Consider the following 19,716-nt stretch of genomic DNA (forward strand, 5'->3'; position numbering starts at 1 on the left):
ATCTTCATATCGGATTGCTTTTTTAAAAGCTATGTTTTTAGAATTAGCTTATTTTAACTTTCTGTTTTATATATTTTTTATTTGATTTTGCCTTGGAAAAATTGTGCAGGATTCTCACGCAGCATTTGGTCTATCTGTTTTTGGCAAAAACCAGCTTCCAGCAACATGGGAACGAATACGGTTAGTAAGTAATCGAAGCCATTTCCTCCATTGTTTTTCAAATGAGATCGACGCGTGATATCCTGGGAAAGCATGACCCGATCAAGTAGCTTACGCTTGGCAACCTCTTGCAACATGGTAATGCGTCGACTGTCGGGATAGTAATTATTTTTGCCGATTGTATCGAATTGTACCCATGCTCCGGCCTCTAGCAGCGGAATAATGGTGTCCAGATTATCTCTCAGATCACAATGACCGATAGCCACATATTCAGGGGAAACGCCAAACTCCTCTAGCAGCGCCAATTGCTCACGTCCCATTGTGCTTAATGTGGTGTGGGTGGAAATGGGACAGCCTGTGGTCTGGTGTGCCAATGCCGCAGCAGTGAACACCTTTTGCTCATCTTTCGTGATTTGATCGAGACTAGAACCAATTTCTGCAATTACCCCTGCTTTTAATGCGGTGCCATCAATGCCAATTTCAATTTCAGCGATCATGTCATCGGCGATAGCCTGTACACTTAACTCTCTGAAATGAGCAGGGAAGAATGGTTGTTTATAGTAGCCCGTCGAGGCAATGATATTGATACGGGTATCACGCATCAAATCCAGCAGAAAAGCGGCGTTGCGCCCCATGTAACGATTGGTCATCTCCACGATGTTTCTTACCCCAAGCATGTAGAGGTGACGAAGTTCTCCTGCGATCAGATCGTATTGATCCAATCGACAATCCTGATTTCCTTTCACATCAGAGAGATCGATATGCAAGTGCTCATGTACATAGGTATAGCCTGAAACATCAATCAAGTTATTTGCCTTTATTGCGAAACGGCCGGATCATGCGGTAATTCCGTTATAGCGAAAATAATATTATTTAATGATGGAATGATCTTATTTGTAATACCCTTGTTGGGGGATTAGTTAGAATAACCACTATTTTTCCAATTTCCTTGACTGTCATAAATACCTTCAAGTTTTGGAGAGCCAGATTGAATACCTGAAACAAGGGCAACATCGCTGCGCGTTGTGAAAATTTGAGGGCGAAAACACATAATCACTGGGCTACCAATAGGGTGAATGCCTGCCAATGGAAGGTGGTAGTCAATGCAAGGTTCACTCAGGCGTAGTATGCGTACTTTTTTAGCAGGGATGATACCTGAAGGGATAGTGTGTTCAGGAAGAACCAATGCATGTTTCATATGCCCGCGTTTATAATATCCGCCACCATAGCAGTAACTATGACCATCATAGTGATGGGAAATTTCTGTGAGATAGACCATTGCAATATGTTCCGGTTCCCGGCCACAGACATTGGCGGGGATGGTTCCGGTCAAAGCATGTCCTGGTTCCAGATGGGTGGCGCCGTATTTGGTCAGTAATGGTATGGTGTTACAGCTTGAGGCCGCCGGAGCATTGATTTGTGAAAGTTTAATGCCGAGTTGTTCCAGTCGGTTCCGCGCCCGAATGAGGGTGAGCAAATTGGCGGTAGGTAAGGTTATTTGATATCGTGAATCCCATGACAGGCAAGGAAAATGCGTCAGCCCGCTCAATTTTATGCCTGGCATGCGCTTTAAGGCATCGACGACGGTGTCTAGTTCATTAAAGGTGAAACCTGCTTCTTGACCGGAAAAGGTGATATCTTGTTTATCAAATATTTTCAGCATGATGGGCTGAATTAGCCCCAATTTTTCCGCAATATCCGAAATGGTTTGGGCTTTTTCAAGGGAAAACACGGTAATGATACCAGGGCTGTGTTTGAGCATGGTCTCTATTAAATGGGTTGGTGTCTGCACCAAATGACCGATGTGGCACAGTGGAATACCATGCTGGCTTAGGCTATAGGCTTCCCTGAAATCAACAGCCACGACACCACGATAACCGAGTTCAAGCAATTTTTTGGTCAGCCATGGATTACGTCCAATTTGTTTGGTCATCAAGTAGAGCTCAATGTCATATTGCTTTGCAACTTGCAGCAAGCGCCGGCCATTGTCTAAAACCTGATCGACGTCAATGATGTAGGTATCTGGCAAGATTGCACCTTGTTGCCAAAGGTCTTTTGCAACTTCAATCAATTTGGGGTTCTGTTTTTTTAATGCCTCAATAAACATAGGGATCCCTTCATGGCTGCAAAGCAGCAAGGCTGTATGAAATGAAAATTTTTTGCGGGTAAATTTTCATTTTTTTGAAAATTTTTATGAAGATCAAAAGTTAACCTATTTCGAGTGAAAATATTAAACCATATAAATTTACCAACAGATAGCCTTCCTCATTGGGATGTAAGGCTACGGTAAATTTTTTGATCAGAGAATGATGCATTGTGAGTAATTGCTCGTAGTATTCAGATTGTTCGAGTTTTGCCAATATCTCTTTATCCAATGGGGAGATTATTTCGCCACGGCGTGAACGCATGAAAGCACTTGCCATATGGGTAAGCGCCATTTCACCTTGTGGATGACGGATAGGGATGAGCCAGATATCTTCCAAAACATGCACAACTTCCAGCATGTTATCGTAGATATCTTGATCGATAACGCCACCTTGTAGCAGGATAGTTAGCCGTTGTTCTATCATTACTTTTTGTTATATGTAGGTGTTAGTCAACAGTTTATTTTGGTTCAATAAACGGTCTCGATGGTACCTGCTACTACGTTTTGTTGATGGGTCAACAATAGATCCCGATCAACCATAGTATGCAGGAGTTGCTGGATAGGGATATTATCCTTGCGAGTAAGGATAACGGCTTCAGAAGCCTTGATAAAACACTCACCGCTGTCAGGAAGTTGGGTCATCAGGCCTTGTGCAATGAGTTCATGGCCTTGTCCAACGTTCCAGATGGCCGCATCAATATGGCCTTTTATGATTTGATTTAGGCATTCATGATAGGAAACCTCGACCAGTTCAATTTCTTTGTCAGCAAAGTATTGTTTTGTCATTATTTTTTGGTCTGCTGAGGTGCTATCTAACCCAACGCGACGAATTGATTCCATTTCGCCATTGCGAAAGATTAACCTATGCCTGTCTGTATAACTTTGTGTCCCTAGTGAAAGCGCAATATATAGATCTTTATTTTCTGGGTGCTGCTCTGCGGCAAGTCTTGATGTTACCGCCAGGTCGTAAACACCATTCAGTAAACATTCAATGCGGATATCTGAGCCACGCATGTGTGCAAAGTAAAAGGGAACACTTACACACAATGCTTTTAAACCACTTGCCAGCCCTTCATAAGCACGGGTATACGGAAGCGGCATTGCACAAACCACATTACCAATATCGGCATACTGCAACAGTAATTTGTGGTTTATCTGTGCAAGAAAGCTACCACTACGACCATGACGCTTAATTCCAACCACCTGTGCCTGTTCAAGAGATTTTAATGCTGCTTGCATCAAACCCACGGACAATCCACATTCTTTAGCTAATAACTCTATGGTTTTCAGGCGGTTACCACATTGTTCAGAGAGGAGGTAACGAGCCAGAAATGACTGTGCGATCCCCTCTTTTTTAATGAATGTTTGACTCATCATTACAAGTTCTTATCCATTCCTATTTATATTCATAAAATTGAACATAAATCGCAATAAGCGAATTAAAGAAAAGGGATTAATATCACAATTACAAAAAAAATGAAAATTTAAAAAATGATAAAGTCTAATATTATCAATATTTTGAAGATATATTTTCATTTTTCATTGAAGATATAAAAATTGCTATTATGGAGAATATAGGGAAAGTGAGAGTATTATTGATGATTACTCCCTGTATTTTTTTGTATAGATGGTAATTTTTTCTACGCTATTTATCACGCGATAGAATAATTAGGCTATATTTTGCCCCTTATTTTTGCATGAATCAATAAAATATCTTATGTAATGTATTTGTTTAAGATCATTAAAATTTAGCTTTTTCTGTTGTCATATCCAATAATAAATCTGGTTTATTTCAGGTTTATATTTGTGGGGCTATATTTTCAGTGGAATTTGAAGATAAATAATATTATTGCCTTATTTGTCATGCAGATAAAGCATTCAACAAACATTGGAACCAGAAAAAATATTATGAAGATCTTATCCATTGAAATTATTTTATTGATATTACTTCCGTGTCTGGTCAATGCAGGAGAAGTCAATACTGTTTTGACCAGACAAAATGAAACAGCGACTGCACATTTCTTCCGTGATCGGATTGAAACTGATGATCCGGATATTGCAGAACTTACGATGGCAATAGAAATGATGCCTAAGGGGGCAGATATCCACCTTCACTATTCCGGTGCAATATATGCAGAAACCTATCTTGATTGGGTGGGGGATAAAGGGTATTGCATTTATGATCGCTCTGATCCAAAACTCAAGATCGAAATGTATCGAATCGAAACGCGTCAGAAAGATCAACTTCCGCCGGAGAGCCAGCAATTTTGCCTCGAAAAAAGTGCGGTCATTGCAAACGATGCTTTCTACCGAAATTTGTTGAAGGTATGGTCAGACAAAGATTTCTATAACCATGATCACATACAGAAAGCACCGGATCAGCAATTTTTTGACACCTTCAGCTATTTCAGTCCGTTGTCACATCAAATTTTAAGGGAGGGAATTGCTAAATTAAAAAATCGTGCCAAACATGAAAATGTCCAGTATTTGGAAATGATGTTAAAAAAAGCCCCTTCTTTTCAGTATCCAGATTTATCTAAGGCACTTGACGAATTAGAGCCGGATGCCGATGAAAACACCATTTTCGCAGCACTGGCACCCTATGCGGACTTTATGGCTCACAGCCCTGTTGTTATGCAAGGCATCTCTCATTACATCCAAACTGAAGAAGCTGCAGTTTCAGGGATGGACGATGATAAATTTCGTATTCGGCTCCAATCCTATGTTGTGCGTAATGCGTCACGCGCGACGGTATTTTCAGGTTTATACTCGGCATTTTCGGCAGCACATACCAGCAAAAAGATTGTCGGCGTGAATATTGTTGGGCCGGAAAACGGTGATATCGCCATTCGTGACTATAAATTGCACATGACGATGTTGCGGTATCTAAAAAGGCTTTTCCCTGATGTTCATTTATCTCTGCATGCGGGAGAGCTGGCTAGCGGCATGGTTCCGCCAGAGGTGCTGGCAAATCATATTCGATATGCGGTAGAGATCGCCGGAGCTGATCGGATCGGCCACGGCGTTGACATTGCGCGGGAAACGAACGCATTGGAATTACTCCAGATTCTGAGAAAAAAGGCTATTCCGGTTGAAATTAACCTGACGAGCAATGACTTTATTCTTGGCATCAAAGGGAATGAGCATCCGATAAAGCTTTACCAGCGTTATGGTGTGCCTTTTGTGATATCAAGTGATGATCCGGGCGTTTCTCGTAGTGACCTAACTCATGAATTTGTCATTTTTGCCATAAACTACAAGCCATCATATGCTGATATCAAAAAAACCGTGTTTAATAGTCTTCGGTACTCTTTTTTACCCTCAAAAGAGAAATTGGCCGCGTTGCAGGATCTGCAATCCAGGTTTTTGATTTATGAATCGGAGATTGCGGCAATGGAATAGCGATGATTGATTTCGAAAATTTACGGTCGTTTGCAGACATTAATGAGCGAGAAAAAACTTATATGATAAAAATAAATCGAAATGAAAAATGGCGATAATTACTATCGCCATTTTCAACATCAATCTTGCAATTAAGCGGCTTTGGCGTTTTGTGCCAGCCAATCAGCTACACGCTGTTTTTGTTCATCGGTGAGCCACATGCCTAGTTTGGTACGACGCCAGATAGCATCATCTAACTGTGTTACCCATTCATGTTCAACCAAATAACGCAGTTCAGCTTCATACAAGTTATGGCCGAAACATTCACCGAGATCGGTCAGCGTTTCTGCACCTTGCAGGATGAATTGGCTGTTGCTGCCGTAAGTATGGGCATAACGTAGTGCTACGCCCTCTGGCAGCCAGTTATAACGCTGACGCAACAGGCGCGCATAACCATCGCGATCACAACCTTCCAGCTCACTACCGGGTAACTTGCCATTTTTGGTCCATGCCTTGCCCGCGTTAGGGTAGTATTGCGCCATTTTATCCATAGCGTGTTCAGCCAGTTTACGATAAGTTGTCAGTTTACCGCCAAATACGGACAGCAATGGAGTCTGACCTTGCTCATCCTGCACATCCAGCGTGTAATCACGGGTGATCGCTTGTGGTGAATCAGATTCATCATCACACAGCGGACGAACACCAGAGTAAGTCCAGACAACATCATCGCGACCAAGTTGTTTCTTAAAGTGGTCGTTATAAACTTTTAGCAAATAGTCGATCTCTTTATCGTCAATTTTGACTTCTTTAGGATCGCCTTTGTATTCAACATCCGTTGTACCAATAATCGAAAATTCGCCATTCCATGGAATAACGAACACGATACGGTTATCTTCATTTTGCAGAATATAAGCCTGCGGTTCATTGTGAACGCGAGGCACAACAATATGGCTGCCTTTGATTAAACGGATACCATAAGGTGATTTCAGTTGCAGGCCGTTATCGAAGAAATTTTTCACCCACGGGCCTGTTGCGTTAACCAAACCTTTCGCGCGCCATGTATTGGTTTCGCCAGTTTTGAGGTCTGTGGCTTCAACCATCCAATAACCATTTTCACGCCATGCACGGGTTACCTGGGTGCGGGTACGTACTTCGCCGCCGTGTTTCTGCACTTCCTGTGCGTTCAGAACCACCAGACGCGCATCGTCAACCCAACAGTCGGAGTATTCAAAACCACGGGTGATAGATGGCTTCAATACTGAGTTTGTACCAAATTTCAGCCCCTTGCTGCCTGGTAAGCTGACGCGTTTGCCTAAGTTATCGTACAAGAACAAGCCAATGCGGATCATCCACGCTGGGCGCAGGTGTGGTTGATGTGGCAGGCGAAAACGCATCGGGAATGCAATATGGGGAGCCAGTTTTAAAAGCACTTCACGTTCTGCCAGTGCTTCACTGACTAAACGAAATTCATAATGTTCCAGATAGCGTAAACCACCGTGGATCAGCTTGGAGCTGGCAGATGAAGTTGCACTGGCCAAATCTTGACCTTCCAACAGTAGGACTGAAAGTCCCCGGCCAGCAGCATCTGCCGCAATACCAGCGCCGTTAATTCCGCCGCCGATTACAATCAAGTCTTTGGTTTCCATCGCATCCCCTCTGAAATGTTCGAAACAGTTCTTTAATGTTCGTTTTCGCTCAAGAATTGTAATCAAAAATTCATCAGTCGCCAACCATTAACTCAGAAAAAACATATTCACGTGATAGAGGTAACAAAATCTTATTATATACATAAGATTAATAAGGATTTTGGGGGATACAAATTTGAGTAGGAATTGAGAGGAAATATTGACGGAAATGAACCCCCACCAGAATATCAGGTGGGGATATTATTGCGGCATTCTTGCCTAAAAAATGGTTAGTGCAATTCCAAGTGGTTAACACAATTCCAGCTTGACGTTGTGCTGTTCGATAATTTTCTGGACGCCGGAAGGAGGTGCTTTATCAGTGAACAAAAAATCAATCAGGTTCATATTACCGAGATTCACCATGGCATTGCGGCCGAATTTTGAATGATCGGCAACCAGCATGACACAGCGGGAGTTTTCGATAATGGCGCGTTTGGTACGAACTTCGTGGTAATCGAATTCCAGCAGTGAACCATCACTATCAATGCCGCTGATCCCAAGAATGCCGAAATCAAGACGGAATTGGGAAATGAAGTCTAGCGTTGCTTCACCAATGATGCCGCCATCGCGGGAGCGTACTTCACCACCGGCTAAAATCAGGCGGAAATCTTCTTTGCCCATAAACAGAGTTGCGACATTGAGATTGTTGGTGACAATCCGTAAATCGCGGTGGTTGAGCAGGGCATGTGCTACAGCCTCTGGTGTTGTTCCAATATCGATGAACAGGGTTGCGCCGTTTGGAATTTGGGTGGCAACTTGTTGTGCAATGCGGGCTTTTTCATCCGACCACATGATCTTGCGGTCATGGTAGGCAGTGTTGACGGAGCTGGATGGCAACGCGGCGCCGCCGTGATGACGCTGGATTTTATTTTTATCTGCGAGATCATTTAAATCACGTCGAATAGTTTGCGGGCTAACATCAAAATGTGCAACCAGCTCTTCAGTGCTGACATAACCTTGAAGGCGCACCAGCTCGATTATTGCATCATGTCGCTGAGTTTGCTTCACAAAATTCCCCTAATATATGCATAGATGGATTATCGTTGACCAAAATTATCTCCCTTCTATTTCAAGCCGATGTTGAAACTCGAAATCTATCGGGGCGTATTTGGCATTTTTTGGTTTTTTTGTTTACGCAAATTATCCCATAACCCCATTAATAACCCGATGATTAATCCTGCAACATGGGCGGCATTGGCGATGTTTAATGAAAATAGATCAAAATATCCCACCAATAACCAAATGACAAAGACAGCGATTAACCCTCTGGGAGCACTGATCCCACGTTTTGGGGAAATTTCACCCGTTAGCCAAACATATCCGATCAGTGCGTAAACGACACCGGACAGCCCCCCGAAATGAGATCCACTGAACAATGATTGCGCCCAACTACTGAAAATTGCGGATACTATCGTGATTTCAAACAGTTTGCCGCAGCCAATCTTTTGCTCAACCTGGCTGCCGAAATACCACCACAAGGCAAGATTAAAGAGCAGGTGTGTCAGGGAGAAATGCAATAGAGCCGGACTTATCCAGCGCCATAGCTCCAGGTATTGATCACTGTTGGCTGGCCATGCTAACCAGTTCATAATATCCGGCATGTCTGCTATTGCCATCCAGAGGTAAACGAGGATGCAGAGCAGGGTTATGGCAATAGTCAGTGGGCCAGACTGGCTTTTGAGCGTACTTAAATTCAGATTGTTATGATACTTGAAGAAGCTGACAGATTTGCCTGTTTGCCAACTGGCCGCTTGATAGCGTTCATTGAGTGGATCGTGAGCAAAGTGGCGAAGTTCCTCTTCAACCCGACTTAGTTGGCTATCATCCTCTAACCAGAGTTCAACTAATGGTGGTTCATTGGTGGGACGCATGGTCAAATAAATGCCTTGCGTCGCCATATAATCAATAAAGGCCTGAGCCAGCCGAGGGTTAGATATTGAAGTTATATGGATCATTGCTCGTCTTATCTCTGCCTTAAGTTGAAGTTAATTACACTGGGGTTAATTGCATTGGAATCAGTGCGTTAAAGGTTTATTGAGTGTGGACGGCGTGAGGATAGTCTCTTTGCCAAACTTCAAAACCGCCATTGACACTATAAACGGTCTCAAAACCCATGTTGATCAGGTACTGTGCTGCTCCTTGACTACTATGGCCGTGGTAGCACATCACCATGACCGGTTGGTCAAAATCTGCTTCCTGTAGAAAGCTATTGAGCGTTTCATTTGTCAGGTGAAACGCACCGGTTGCGTGTCCGGCATGGAAACTTTGTGGATCGCGGATGTCAACCATGACTGCGGTTTTATCGAGCCAATGCTGGTAAGCCTGTTCAGGCGTTATCGTTTGAAAATGGTCCATAAATACTCAATGTAGTTTCTTAAATTTTCATTTTCAATATATTCATTTCTTAATAGCCGTCTGGTATGACCTGACTGCCTTCCCAATATAACGATTGGGAAGGCGTAGAAATAGAGAGATAGAAAATGTTAGAAACAGAAAAATGGTTAAAAATTGTCAAAACAAGAATAAAAAATCAGTAATATGAATGTTCACCACGCTGGTGCTCAGTCAGATCTTTCACACCTTTTAATTCCGGGAATAGCTGTAATAACTGTTTTTCGATCCCCTCTTTCAGAGTGACATCGACCATTGAACAGCCGTTACATCCACCGCCGAATTGCAGAATAGCATAACTTTCATCGGTAATTTCCATCAGGCTGACACGACCACCATGCCCTGCCAGTTGTGGATTGATCTGCGATTGCAGAACATATTCAACACGATCAATCAGTGGGGCATCATCCGCCACTTTACGCATTTTTGCGTTCGGGGCTTTCAGGGTCAGTTGGGAACCCAGTTGATCGGTTACAAAATCAATGACAGCTTCTTCCAGAAAAGGAGCACTAATTTCATCAACATAAGCGGAGAGTTGATCGAACTTCAATTCGGTGTCAGTGGCTTCAACAGCATCCGGTGGGCAATAAGAAACACCGCATTCAGCGGTCGGCGTTCCTGGATTAATAACAAAGACGCGGATCTGTGTGCCCGGTTCTTGATTTGCCAGTAGCTTGGCAAAATGTGCTTGCGCTGCTTCAGTAATATTAATCATGTCATTTGCTCAATAGTTGACTGTTCTAGTTGGTTATAATACGCCCATTTATAAAGGAACTACAAGGTTCGGCATATTGCCCAAGCCTGTACAGAGCGAGCACCAGCACGAATTATCAACTGTGAAGCTTCATGCAGCGTTGTGCCCGTGGTGATCACATCGTCGAAAATCGCGACATGTTGATCCGTAAAATCGCCCTGTAATTGAAAGGCCTGCTTAAGATTGGTTCTCCTTTGGGCGGCAGATAGGCTCCGCTGCGTGAGTGTAGCACGTGAGCGGCGCAAAAAATCGGGTTGATATGGGCATTGCAGCCAACGTGATAGGGATCGGGTAATCAGTTCAATGTGATCGAAACCCCGTTGCCAGCGTTTTCTGCTGTGCAAAGGAATACCCAGTATGCGATCTGGCTTATGCCAGCGGCCTTCACGATAGCCTTGCAACCAATGCAGCAGGAACAAACGTGCCAGCACTGGTGCGAGTTGTGGAGTGTTGTAATATTTGTATCGTTGAATAAGCAGACTTAATGGTGGGGTGTAATCCGTAATGGCGATCAAATGTTGCCACGCAGGGGGACTTTTCACACATTGCCCACAGGGAAGATTGCCGGATTCAGAAGGCAGTGCACAGCGTGGACAGACATGTTGCAGCCGCCTTAAGTGACGGTGGCAGATGTAGCAGATCCCATGATGGGCAAAATACAAATTTTGCTGGCATAGCCAACAGTATCCAACCATTGTTAGCATAGTTTCCTTCCTTGGTGACAAATAAAGTGAGAATAACAATGAATCAGTTGTTTTGGCAGACAATTGGCGATGCACCACGTGATCTTGTGATGCTGCACGGATGGGGTCTAAACGCTGAGGTTTGGCGCTCAGTGGAAACGCGATTAGCTTCGCATTTTCGTTTGCATCTGGTGGATTTGCCGGGTTATGGGCGTAGCCAAGCGTATTCGGCTATGTCATTGGCGGACATGGCAGATATTGTATGGCAGCAAGCGCCAGCAAATGCCTTGTGGCTAGGTTGGTCTTTAGGCGGATTGGTGGCTAGCCGGATTGCGTTGGATCATCCGGCACAAGTTGCGGGGTTGATAACCGTGGCTTCTTCGCCAAAATTTAGTGCTGATGGCGACTGGCCGGGGATTAAGCCAGAGGTTTTGAGGGCATTTGAGTATCAATTGAGTGCTGATTTTCAAAAGACTGTCGAACGTTTTCTGGCTTTGCAGACCTTGGGGACAGACAGTGCACGTCAGGATGCCCGTGTCCTGAAATCAGTGATCCTGAACCAGCCGATGCCGACAGTCGAGGTACTTAATGCTGGTTTGGAAATCCTGCGCATTGATGATTTAAGAGAAGAATTGTCCCAACTTCAGTTACCTTTTCTGCGTCTGTATGGTTATCTTGATGGTTTAGTACCGCGTAAGATTGCTTCACAGCTTGACAAGGCATGGCCACATACGCACTCCGTTATTATGCGCAACGCTGCCCATGCGCCTTTTATTTCCCATCCTGATGAGTTTGTCGACGTATTAACGAATTTTGCTTCTGATATTGGATGGTAACTACTGATAACTATGCTTCCTCCCTGCTGTTAGCACATAAACTATGGGTAATTTGAGCAATAGCAGAGAGGGATCTTAAACGATAAATTAGTTCATAAAGACAACGATTGTAATGACAAACACTAAAAGCAAGAGCTTCAATGTAAAGAAAACGTGTATCTCTTTACCTGATAGCAAAGCGGAGATCTTATGATACAGGATTAAAAGGTATTACCTTTTAATATTAAGGTGGAAGAAAATAGCAACCTCAGTAAAACTTGACGATAATTTGAAAAGCCGGATCCAGTATTTGGCAAAAATGCGACATCGTTCAGCGCATTGGATAATGCGTGAAGCTATACGTGACTATGTAGAGCGTGAAGAAAAACGTGAATCTTTCAAACAGGATGCTTTGCGTGCCTGGGAAGCGTATCAAGAGAATGGACTACACCTGATGCTTGAAGAAGCTGACGATATGGTTCCGGCATTCCGAGAATGGCTTATTGAAAAGAGGCCGGATATTAACAAGAAGGAAGTCAGTCGCTTATCAGATTAATAAATGGAATAAACTGCACAACTTAAATGTTTATTCCATTCTTGATGCAATTCAATCGGTAATAAAAATGTTTACCACTTGGTTATCACCCTTTATTTGAATAAACCTCAGTGACAATTTCTGGTGTATTCACGATAGTATCGAGAACAGGGCAATTACTTTCGACAAAAGTAATAAAATCACGGATCTCTTGTTCAGTATTATCTGCTTTAATATAAAATTTGGAGGTGATTTTTGAAAATCCCATTTTGGCGTTTTTATTTCTACCTGTGAAGCCATCGGTATCCAGTTCACCTTCCATTTTAACCTGAATATCGATCAAATTGATTTTATGCTTGCGGGCAAAGCTTTTTGCCACAATGCACTGACATGCACCAAATGCAGAAAGTAACGCTTCCACTGGATTCATCGCCTCATCGGTTCCGCCGAGGCTTTTGGGTTCGTCTACATGAAAAGTAAAATCTCGCGATGAGCATTTCATTTTGAGATTGCCAACCGACTCAACTGTTGCAGTGAATAACTCTTTAGGCATATTACTATCCTCAGGTTATTAATATAGGGATACCGCATATCAGATAATAGAGAGATAGTTATAATTAATCTATTTATTCTTTTATGGACTTATTAATAAGGAATTTTCTTACAAAATAATTACAGCGCCAGGATATTTTTGCTCGCCTATTCCATCAGGCAGGTAGTTCCTTATTTTTTTACCGCAAGCTGATATGCTTTAGTATCACATTTTTGTGTTTCAGGGCATTGTTTGCAGCCCCCGCTGAGGCAGGAGGAAGCATCCACTTCCTCCAGTTTACCCATCATGACAAGCTGCTTGAGCATGGCTTCCACCATTGGCAGCGGTGCTGAAAACTGATGGCTTAATGATCTGGCATCGGTACGCCCGTTGAGGGCAACAGCATCTCTGATTTTCAGCAGGTTAATCATTTATGGCTCCTCATGACTCCAGTTAGTGACAGCTATTGTCTGAGCATTCGCAACTGCGGTCAGCGGTGTTGTTGAATGTCACAGTCACTCGACTGCGAGCACGGCGTAAGCCAATCACGATTAGAATGTTAAACAGGAGCACGGCCAGAATGGTGATCAGGCTAGTTTGTGGATGGGCTGAAAACGTTGTGATTTGATAAAACAGTGCTGACAGAGAATAAGCGACGTTTAATCCCCACAGGATCGAGAATGTCATCCAGCCACGGCTGGTTTCACGGGCAATGGCTCCCATTACGGAAACGCAAGGCACGTACAGCAGCACGAAAATCAGGTAACTGTAAGCGGAAATGGCAGAGCCAAATTTAGCACTCATTGTTCCCATAGAGCTGCGATCCATGTTGCCATCGCCTTTGCTGGCTTCAATTGGGTTAGAAAGTGCGCTCAAGGTGAAGGTTTCTTTCAGGCTATCCCACGTTTCTGCGACAGAATCTTTTAGTTGATCCAGTAAATTAAATTCATCTGGATTAAATGGCTCTTGAGCAATATTTTCTGCGGTATAGAGGGTATTTAGGGTTCCTACAACCACTTCTTTTGCCATTGCTCCGGTGATAAGCCCGACGGTTGCTTGCCAGTTATCGGCATGCACACCGATAGGTTGCAAGACAGGTGTGAGCACTTTACTGACGGAGGCCAGCGCCGATTGGTTAATATTATCCACGGTTCTGCCGGAGAAAGAAAAACTGTTCAGGGCACCAATCAACATGCTCGCGGCGACAATCACTTTACCGGCGCGTATGACAAAACCTTTCAGCCTCTGCCATGTCTGGAGCAGCAGGGTTTTGGTATGGGGAACGTGATAGACCGGCAGTTCCATAACAAATGGTGATGCTTCACCACGCATTAGCGTGAATTTCAGCAACAGCCCTGTCAGGATGGCGATAACAATCCCCAGGATATACAGGGAGAAAACGATGCTTGCCCCATTTTTGCCGAAGAACGCCGCAGCAAAGACGGCAAAGATCGCCAACCTTGCCCCACAGGACATAAACGGTGCCATCATGATGGTAATCAAGCGTTCACGAGGGGCATCCAGCGTCCTTGAGCCCATCACGGCAGGCACATTACAACCAAAGCCAACGATCAGGGGCACAAAGGATTTACCCGGCAACCCTATGGCTTGCATCAGCCTGTCCATGACAAATGCCGCCCGTGCCATGTAGCCGGAATCTTCCAGAAAGGAGAGGAACAGGTACATCATGCCAATTTGGGGAACCAGAGGCAGTACCGTATTGATGCCCCCACCAATTCCCTGAGCAAGGAACACTGTTAACCAATGCGGGAAATGGAGAGTGTGGCCGAGCCATTGCATTCCATCGATGAAAATGGCAGCGGAAGCGCCGTCGAAGATAGGCTGTAAGGCTCCACCAATATTGATAGCCAGCACAAACATCAGGTACATGACAAACAGGAAGATAGGCAAACCCAACCAGCGATTCAGAATAACGGTATCTAACACTTGGGTGAGTTTATTTGGTGTGGCTGCGCGGGTATCAATGACTGCCAGACAAATTTCACTGATGGTTTGATAGCGTGAGCCGGCAATGATGAGATCGGGTTCTTCAATTTGTTGTTTTCGCAGGCGTTCTTTGCTTTCAGCTAATTGTGTGTGATTCAGGTCGGATACCTCACGGCTGTAAATATCCCCTTCCAGAACTTGCAAAGTCAGCCAGCGGCGCTGTTGTGGTGTGAATTTTTCTGTAATCTGGCTGGAAAGGCGGGAAATTTCCTGCAATAACGTATCAGGATAATTAACCTGTACAGGATTAGATTTCTGTGGGTAATTGTCGATGGTTTTTTTTAGTGAGTCTATCCCTGTGGCACGGGTTGAAACCAGCGGGATGACCGGACAGCCAAGGCGTTTTTCCAGTGCAGGAATATCAATATTGATGCGTTGATTTTGGGCGATATCCAGCATGTTCAGTGCAATGATGCAGGGAACACCCAGTTCAATCAATTGCAGTGAGAGATAAAGGTTACGCTCCAGATTAGATGCATCAACAACATTAATAAACATATCCGCTTCACCACTGAGGATATAGTGGCAGGCAATTTGTTCATCAATGGAAGTTTGCTCAGAAATGGTGGTAAGTGAATAAGTGCCAGGGAGGTCGACAAGTTCGACCTGATGGTTATCGGTAGTAAAGTGGCCGGTTTTGCGTTCTACGGTAACGCCAGCCCAGTTTCCCACTCGTTGATGGGAGCCGGTAAGCTGGTTAAAAAGCGTTGTTTTGCCGGCATTGGGATTACCAATCAGGCCTATAGTTAATTGTTTCATCATACTTTCTGCCAATCAGGAAAGCGAATTTCGTACCTTAGCTATACGTTCAGTACTCTGGTGATATCGGGTTATAAAAAGCGTATAGAAGATGGTTATTCTGAACCAAATCGTCTTAGCGCTTTGTTAATTCAGATCTTCATGCAACATAAGAAATGCTAAGTCTTGTTTACGAAGGGTAAGGCTAACTCTGCGTGTTTCAATTTGTATTGGATCGCCCAATGGAGCGAAGCGAATAACCTGAAATGTTGAGCCAGGTAACATACCGAGTGACAATAATTTTTGTCGGTAAGCTGGGGTAATCTCTGGAGAAAATCCCAGAATTTTATACCTACGTTCTGGAATAAGAACCATATAAATCTCCACTCTAACTGAAAAAATAAGTGATTATAAGAATTATTATCCTCAATAACGGGAGAACCACAAGAAAAAAGTATGGTAATTACTCTGAATTATAGTTGCTAATGATAATAATACGCAACTGCGATGTCAGCTATTTATATTGGATAAGATGGGAATGAATTGATATTTATCAAATTAATGGTGGTTTTATTGAAAATTAGTCATTATCAAGATTATTTAATATTTGGAAAAATTCTTTATTGATAAAGTTCTATTAATAAACAGAGCTTATTGATTTTTATTTCATTATTAATTTAACAAATGATGGGCTTGAATTAACCTTTTGGAGGATAAAGCCGTTCACTTAATGGAACCTGTATACGCTCATCATCCTGGTGCTGGCTCCAGACTGAATCTTCATCTGGATCATAGGGAGAAAGGTTGAAGATACATGATTAGAAATTTATATAAGACTAATGTTATAGAATAAATAATCATTACAACCCTACATCTTGAAATTAAATTGGTATATAAGTTTTCAAATTGGATACGTGACCAAATTCATTGCTGATATTGGTTATTGGATGGATAACCAATAATTACAATATGCAATTTAATATAAAATTGATAGTAATATGAAAATTAAAAGAAAAATTCTGTGCAATTACTAACAGTATTAGTTTAATCTAAACCAGAAATAGTCACAGTTAATTTCTTATTGATAACTTGCTTACCTTATTACAGAAAAACAAAAAGGCCATGCCGGAAGCATAGCCTTGAATTTAGACTATAAATTAATTATCATTCCACAATAAGCGAAGACGAAGTGTTTTACCTGCGTTTTGTTGCAACAGGTCACCTAATTTTTTTATGTCGTTATTGCTATCAGCGTAATAAGCTACTTCATAAGCTATTGGTAACTCGTCTTTGAATTTGTCCGTGTTTACACGCCCAATAACATAATGTACATCATCAACAATTACAGTGAGATTTTTACTAAACAATTCTGCCATTTTTTGATGACTCTCTTGGTTGTTATCAGAGAGGGCTTGAATAGTTAAATCTGTATCAATCCAAAAAAAGAACGCTGTTATGTTCTTAATATCTGAGTTATTCCTGACTAGCTTTAAGGTACCAATGTTATCAAAACCGGTACTACCTTTACTACCTTTACTAATATATCCCCAGGGGAAGTCGCTGGATTCAAATATTCTTATTCCCACTGTAAGATCAAATTCCAGATAGGGGCCATGTAATTCCCAGTCACAAGCTGTTAAATCTTCTGGTGTTGGCTGCCAAGCGGTAATATTGTCTTGTTGACGCTTCTCAATTAACGGCGAGCTATCAGATACAAGCTGTATGTATTCAACAGGATCGGTCCAATTACGTCTAAACACTTTCTTGCCTAAATACACCTGAATTATTGCCCACGGAAAAGAGCCAATAGGTGCAGTGATATCATTATCAATTTTAGTTGTGACGTTAACCTTGAATTGATCAGGGGTAAATGAACATTGTTGAGCAATATTACTGTCTAATTTATTTATTGCTGACATAATTTCCTCACTTATTGATCATTAAAGTAAAAGGTTATTTCATTTTATGGCTAAATTGCTGGTTAATATTACTTAAGTAAAACTTTTATCTCAATGTGATGCAGTCACATGGCCGCAAATACACATTATTATCTGGCTTAACATTATAAAACCTGTTTTTACTCAGAGTGAATAACCTGCTGGGTTGTAAATTCAAAATTTACTGCTGATATTTTCCTAAATGCACAATGCAGTGATAATAACTTCCATTTATCGTAAATATTATTTTTAATGGTAATGTAATTATTTAAAGTGTGATTAATTTAATTTTTTTTAAACAAAAAAATGCAGGCAGATAAAGTAATTAAGATAAAAATTCACATATTAAAATTAAATAAATTTATTGTTTGAGTGCAAGCAAGTTAATTAAAATATGCAGATGTTATCACTTATTCAAGTTTATAACGTTATTAATAAATATTAATGCGGTGTATAAACACAAACCGGGCATGTATCATATTGGTATGAAAAAGATACGCAATAATTCGAATAAGTGATAAAGCAATATACTTTGTGCTAGAAACTATAACAGACTCGGCTTTTTAATAAAAACCGAGTCTACATTTACATGATAATAAATCAATTTGAACAGTAACTTTCTTTAGCTATTGATGAATTCCACTTGCTTTTTCGCAGGTTCTATTCCTGAGCCTTCCACATAGGCCTCTATTGTGTATACTCCAGCTTGAGTTTGGTAGTTGTTAAGCGCAAGATTTGGTTTAAAGTAAATCAGACCATCAGCATAGGTAAATGTATCATCACTACCATCAGCATTGGTGTATATTTGAGGTTGGCCATCCTCGCCCAATACGGGGTTCCCCTGTGGATCGGTTACGCTCAATTTAACTCTCAGGTTAGCTACCCTTTCATCATCTTCATCCGTAACTTTGACACCCATAACATAAAGCCCAGTCACCGATATTGGGCCTGGTGGGTACACTCCTATTTCCACATTGAGGTCCGATGTGGAATCTAGCTTCTGCTCTTCTTGCTGATTAACGTTAGACATAAACACCTCGCTTATATTCATTAAAGTTCAAGGTTATTTCATTCTACGGCTAAACCGCCAAATCATATTACTTAAGTTAAATTTAATCTCAATAAGCGGCAATCACACAGTGATAAATACGAATTAATATTGGGTTTAGCATAATAAAATCTATCTATTCGTCGGGTGAGTGATGCGCTGGCGTGTAAATGCAAAGTTTACTGCTATTTGAGTTTTATTTAAGAAAAGAAATCACTTTAGAATAAGCGGCTATTAAAAAATACTTTGTGCTAGAAACTATAACAGACTCGGCTTTTTAATAAAAACCGAGTCTGCATTTACGTGATAATAAATCAGTTTGAACAGTAACTTTCTTTATTTATCGCTGAATTCCACTTTCTTTTGCGTAGGTGCCATTCCTGAGCCTTCCACATAGGCACTTATTGTGTATATTCCAGTTTGAGTTTGGAATTTGTTAAGTGAAAGATACGGTGTAAAATAAATCAGACCATCAACATGGGTTAATGTATCATCACTACCATCAGCATTGGTATATACTTGAGGTTGGCCATCCTCGCCCAATACAGGGTTCCCCTCTGGATCGGTTACGCTCAATTTAACTCTCAGGTTAGCTAATCCTATCTTATGTTTATCCGTAACTTCGACACCCATAGTATAAAGCCCACTCACCGGTAGTTTTGGGCGGTTTGGGATCGTTTTTATTGTCACAATGATGCCCGATGTGGAATCTAGCTTCTGCTCTTCTTGCTGATTAACGTTAGACATAAACACCTCACTTATATTCATTAAAATTCAAGGTTATTTCATCCTACGGCTAAACCGCCAAATCATATTACTTAAGTTAAATTTTTTTCTCAATAAGCGTTAATCATATAGCAATGAATACACACTAAAATCGGGTTTAGCATAATAAAATCCATCTA

20 protein-coding genes are annotated in these 19,716 nt (G+C 41.9%); 3 read left to right on the plus strand and 17 right to left on the minus strand.

Features of this window, described 5'->3' with window-relative positions:
• Window positions 1–77: 77 nt before the first annotated feature.
• The 4 genes from ACE1SE_RS00500 to yhfZ all read right to left on the minus strand — a co-directional run bounded on the left by ACE1SE_RS00500 (window position 78) and on the right by yhfZ (window position 3,682).
• Window positions 78–980 carry a phosphotriesterase family protein gene (locus ACE1SE_RS00500; protein ID WP_374053543.1) on the minus strand — a complete coding sequence of 301 codons (903 nt, stop codon included), beginning with the start codon at window positions 978–980 and terminating at the stop codon, window positions 78–80.
• A 95-nt stretch (window positions 981–1,075) separates the two neighbouring features.
• Window positions 1,076–2,266 (minus strand): YhfX family PLP-dependent enzyme, encoded by a 1,191-nt coding sequence (locus tag ACE1SE_RS00505; protein WP_374052203.1) that lies wholly within the window; start codon window positions 2,264–2,266, stop codon window positions 1,076–1,078.
• 100 nt (window positions 2,267–2,366) lie between these two features.
• Window positions 2,367–2,729, minus strand: a complete 363-nt coding sequence (locus ACE1SE_RS00510; RefSeq protein WP_374052204.1) for a PRD domain-containing protein — start codon at window positions 2,727–2,729, stop codon at window positions 2,367–2,369.
• A gap of 44 nt (window positions 2,730–2,773) precedes the next feature.
• Window positions 2,774–3,682: a GntR family transcriptional regulator YhfZ gene (yhfZ, locus tag ACE1SE_RS00515; protein ID WP_374052205.1), complete on the minus strand. Its 909-nt coding sequence runs from the start codon at window positions 3,680–3,682 to the stop codon at window positions 2,774–2,776.
• Between the two features lie 531 nt (window positions 3,683–4,213).
• Here yhfZ and ACE1SE_RS00520 point away from each other — a divergent pair.
• Window positions 4,214–5,707: an adenosine deaminase family protein gene (locus ACE1SE_RS00520; RefSeq protein ID WP_374052206.1), complete on the plus strand. Its 1,494-nt coding sequence runs from the start codon at window positions 4,214–4,216 to the stop codon at window positions 5,705–5,707.
• Window positions 5,708–5,838: 131 nt separating this feature from the next.
• Here the strand turns inward: ACE1SE_RS00520 and glpD are convergent, their stop codons facing one another.
• From glpD to gntX, 6 genes are all read right to left on the minus strand, one after another.
• Complete coding sequence (gene glpD / locus ACE1SE_RS00525; protein ID WP_374052207.1) at window positions 5,839–7,332, minus strand: glycerol-3-phosphate dehydrogenase; 1,494 nt, start codon at window positions 7,330–7,332, stop codon at window positions 5,839–5,841.
• Window positions 7,333–7,620: 288 nt separating this feature from the next.
• Window positions 7,621–8,379: a DeoR/GlpR family transcriptional regulator gene (locus tag ACE1SE_RS00530; protein ID WP_099131798.1), complete on the minus strand. Its 759-nt coding sequence runs from the start codon at window positions 8,377–8,379 to the stop codon at window positions 7,621–7,623.
• Between the two features lie 86 nt (window positions 8,380–8,465).
• A complete protein-coding gene (gene glpG / locus ACE1SE_RS00535; protein WP_374052208.1) occupies window positions 8,466–9,326 on the minus strand; it encodes a rhomboid family intramembrane serine protease GlpG in 861 nt (286 codons plus the stop codon).
• A gap of 76 nt (window positions 9,327–9,402) precedes the next feature.
• Window positions 9,403–9,726, minus strand: a complete 324-nt coding sequence (glpE, locus tag ACE1SE_RS00540) for a thiosulfate sulfurtransferase GlpE (RefSeq protein ID WP_374052209.1) — start codon at window positions 9,724–9,726, stop codon at window positions 9,403–9,405.
• Window positions 9,727–9,901: 175 nt separating this feature from the next.
• Entirely contained in the window at window positions 9,902–10,477 is a 576-nt protein-coding gene (gene nfuA, locus ACE1SE_RS00545; RefSeq protein ID WP_374052210.1) for a Fe-S biogenesis protein NfuA, read from the minus strand.
• 59 nt (window positions 10,478–10,536) lie between these two features.
• Window positions 10,537–11,220 (minus strand): DNA utilization protein GntX, encoded by a 684-nt coding sequence (gntX, locus tag ACE1SE_RS00550; protein WP_374052211.1) that lies wholly within the window; start codon window positions 11,218–11,220, stop codon window positions 10,537–10,539.
• Between the two features lie 38 nt (window positions 11,221–11,258).
• Here gntX and bioH point away from each other — a divergent pair, with 38 nt between their 5' ends.
• Together bioH and ACE1SE_RS00560 are read left to right on the plus strand one after the other, a co-directional pair.
• Window positions 11,259–12,035, plus strand: coding sequence for a pimeloyl-ACP methyl ester esterase BioH (gene bioH, locus ACE1SE_RS00555; RefSeq protein ID WP_374052212.1), 777 nt, complete (start codon window positions 11,259–11,261; stop codon window positions 12,033–12,035).
• A gap of 238 nt (window positions 12,036–12,273) precedes the next feature.
• Window positions 12,274–12,570 (plus strand): CopG family ribbon-helix-helix protein, encoded by a 297-nt coding sequence (locus tag ACE1SE_RS00560; protein WP_374053544.1) that lies wholly within the window; start codon window positions 12,274–12,276, stop codon window positions 12,568–12,570.
• Window positions 12,571–12,655: 85 nt separating this feature from the next.
• On the opposite strand, the gene ACE1SE_RS00565 is transcribed toward ACE1SE_RS00560, so the two are convergent.
• The 7 genes from ACE1SE_RS00565 to ACE1SE_RS00595 form a co-directional block, all read right to left on the minus strand.
• Window positions 12,656–13,102 (minus strand): OsmC family protein, encoded by a 447-nt coding sequence (locus tag ACE1SE_RS00565; protein WP_374052213.1) that lies wholly within the window; start codon window positions 13,100–13,102, stop codon window positions 12,656–12,658.
• A 170-nt stretch (window positions 13,103–13,272) separates the two neighbouring features.
• Entirely contained in the window at window positions 13,273–13,512 is a 240-nt protein-coding gene (locus tag ACE1SE_RS00570; protein WP_374052214.1) for a FeoC-like transcriptional regulator, read from the minus strand.
• A gap of 22 nt (window positions 13,513–13,534) precedes the next feature.
• The gene (gene feoB / locus ACE1SE_RS00575; protein WP_374053545.1) at window positions 13,535–15,847 is read right to left on the minus strand and encodes a Fe(2+) transporter permease subunit FeoB; all 2,313 of its coding nucleotides are present in this window, start codon (window positions 15,845–15,847) and stop codon (window positions 13,535–13,537) included.
• Window positions 15,848–15,973: 126 nt separating this feature from the next.
• Window positions 15,974–16,201: a ferrous iron transporter A gene (gene feoA / locus ACE1SE_RS00580; RefSeq protein ID WP_074020765.1), complete on the minus strand. Its 228-nt coding sequence runs from the start codon at window positions 16,199–16,201 to the stop codon at window positions 15,974–15,976.
• A gap of 782 nt (window positions 16,202–16,983) precedes the next feature.
• Window positions 16,984–17,745 (minus strand): Thoeris anti-defense Tad2 family protein, encoded by a 762-nt coding sequence (locus ACE1SE_RS00585; protein WP_374052215.1) that lies wholly within the window; start codon window positions 17,743–17,745, stop codon window positions 16,984–16,986.
• Window positions 17,746–18,385: 640 nt separating this feature from the next.
• Window positions 18,386–18,793: a hypothetical protein gene (locus ACE1SE_RS00590; protein WP_374052216.1), complete on the minus strand. Its 408-nt coding sequence runs from the start codon at window positions 18,791–18,793 to the stop codon at window positions 18,386–18,388.
• Window positions 18,794–19,147: 354 nt separating this feature from the next.
• On the minus strand, window positions 19,148–19,558 hold the full coding sequence (locus ACE1SE_RS00595) for a hypothetical protein (RefSeq protein WP_374052217.1): 411 nt from the start codon (window positions 19,556–19,558) through the stop codon (window positions 19,148–19,150).
• Between the last annotated feature and the right edge of the window lie 158 nt (window positions 19,559–19,716).

Source organism: Xenorhabdus taiwanensis, assembly GCF_036512875.1.
GTDB lineage: Bacteria > Pseudomonadota > Gammaproteobacteria > Enterobacterales > Enterobacteriaceae > Xenorhabdus > Xenorhabdus taiwanensis.